Below are 2,120 nucleotides of genomic sequence, written 5' to 3'. Positions count from 1 at the left end.
GCTCCATGAAGCCGGAGAGGGTACGGGGGGTTTGTTTTGCCATAACGCTGCTCCTTTTCTCTCTTGTAAGAAGTGGTGCCGGTAGGCGGCGGGGCCGCTGAAAAAGAGCGCCGCCACCCNAAAGTGATTTGGGACGAGAGCGCTCATCATCCGCCCAAATATCCAGTATTTGGGAACCTCATTTTTGGGCGCAATAAAGAGGACCTAAAAATTTTCCGAAACCTACAGGCCCGGCTGCCGCCGCTCCGGCCTGGTTTATCGCCAGACTGCCAGAGCGAGATAACGTTCTTTTGCTGACTTTTCTTTCAAGAAAAGTCAGGCCAGGGGGCGGGAGGTGGAGGGATTGACGATTAAGCGCCAGTCCAGATCGCCTCGGGCCAGGCCCAGGACCAGCATCTCCGCCGTGGCGATGTTGCTGGCGAAGGGGACCCGGTTCTGGTCGCAGAGACGGGAGATGTAGGAGATGTCCTCCGCCCGCTCCTCGTTGNCGGGGTNGTTGAAAAACNGCACCAGATCAAACTNGTTATAGGNGATGCGGGCCCCAATCTGCTGGCTGCCGCCGTGGGCGTAGGTCAGGAAGCAGTGGACATCCAGGCCCGTGGAATCCGCAATCATGTGTCCGGTGGTGTTGGTGGCGTAGAGCTGGTGCCGGGCCAGAATCCCGGCGTAGGCGGTGCAGAATTGGACCATCAGCTCCTTCTTGTTGTCGTNGGCCATCAGCGCGATGTTCATGTCATGCTCCTTTCTGTCTTCATAACCGGCGGAGGCCGCCGGGGACTTGTCTTATCGTATCCGCAGCAGGGGGACCTTCTGCCCCTGGAGGCGCTTGGCAATGTTCCGGTANGCCGCCGCCGCGCCCTGGCTTCCGCTGAGCAGCAGGGGCACCCCCTTGTTCAGGGAGAGGGGGAGGGCGTCGTCCTCCGGGATGACGCCGATGAGGGGCAGGCCCGCCCGGTCGATGGCGTCGTCGATGGTGGCGTGCATACTGCGCAGCATTTTCCGCCGCACCCGGTTTACCGTCAGGTGCAGCCGTCCGGTGGGGAAGCGGTTCAGCTCCATCACCGTGTGCTGGGCGTCCCGCAGGGAGGAGGCGTCCGCCGTGGCCACCACCACGCAGCGGTCCGCCGCGCAGGTGGCCAGCTGAANGNCGCTNTCCAGNCCCGCCGGAGCGTCCAGGAAGCAGTAGTCGAACCGTTCCCNGGCGGCGTCCAGCATGACGGCNATNTGTTCCTCCGTCACCGGGCGGCCCCGGCTCCGGGTGGGGGCCGTCAGCAGGAAGAGGCCCGGAAGGTCCGGGTGCTCCACCGCCGCCACGTCCAGGGAACAGCGCTGCTGGGCCACGTCGGTAAAGTCCATAATGGCCTTGTCCGTCAGCCCCAGGGCCAGGTCCAGGTTCCGCAGGGCCACGTCGCAGNCCACGCACAGCACCTTCTGCCCCATCTGCGCCAGGGCGGAGCCCACCCCAGCGGTGAAGGAGGTCTTGCCCGTGCCCCCCTTGCCGGAGACCACGGCAACGCATTGGCCCGCCATGGAACGCGCCTCCCTTCCAAACGCTGATTTCGCACCTTCTATTATAGCGGATTCTTCTTGATCTTTGCAAACGTTCTGGGGTATTTTTTTTGCGTTTCGGTAATTTTAGTCATAATCACCAGCCGCCGGGGGACATTTGTGCCGGAAATACTATAATCGGCGGGCTTTTCCAGCCGCCCTCCCAGCAGATTGACGGCCCGCCCGGCGGCGTTCAGCTCCTCATTGCTGTCCACGGACTTCATGGCCAGGAATTGGCCCCCCGGCTTCACCATGGGCAGGCACAGCTCCGTCAGTACCGGCAGGGCCGCCACCGCCCGGCTCACCGCGAAGTCAAAGGACTCCCGGCGCTGCTGGGCGAATTCCTCCGCCCGGCCGTGGACGCATTCCACGTCCTCCAGCCCCAGGTCTTCGCAGACCTCCCGGAGGAAGTCCACCCGCTTGCGCTGGGCGTCCAGCAGGGTCAATTGAATGGAGGGCTCCAGGATTTTCAGGGGAAGGCCCGGGAAGCCCGCCCCGGTCCCCACGTCCACCACGGTTTTCCCCCGGAGGTCCGCCAGGGCCAGCAGGGCGGCGCTGTCCAGGAAGTGGAG

General features: G+C 63.7%; 3 protein-coding genes. All 3 read right to left on the bottom strand.

Features of this window, described 5'->3' with window-relative positions; all coding sequences use genetic code 11:
• Positions 1-315: 315 nt before the first annotated feature.
• A complete protein-coding gene (locus JX325_RS15700; protein WP_204791992.1) occupies positions 316-732 on the bottom strand; it encodes a methylglyoxal synthase in 417 nt (138 codons plus the stop codon).
• Between the two features lie 51 nt (positions 733-783).
• Entirely contained in the window at positions 784-1,530 is a 747-nt protein-coding gene (locus JX325_RS15695) for an AAA family ATPase (protein WP_204791991.1), read from the bottom strand.
• Positions 1,531-1,571: 41 nt separating this feature from the next.
• Positions 1,572-2,120: 16S rRNA (guanine(527)-N(7))-methyltransferase RsmG (gene rsmG / locus JX325_RS15690; RefSeq protein ID WP_204791990.1), on the bottom strand; the 549-nt coding region annotated here is incomplete at its 5' end.

The sequence above is a fragment of the Oscillibacter sp. CU971 genome (assembly GCF_905219725.1).
Taxonomy (GTDB): domain Bacteria; phylum Bacillota; class Clostridia; order Oscillospirales; family Oscillospiraceae; genus Oscillibacter.
Note: the sequence above shows the minus strand (reverse complement) of the source record. Positions and strands in the feature narration are given on the sequence as shown.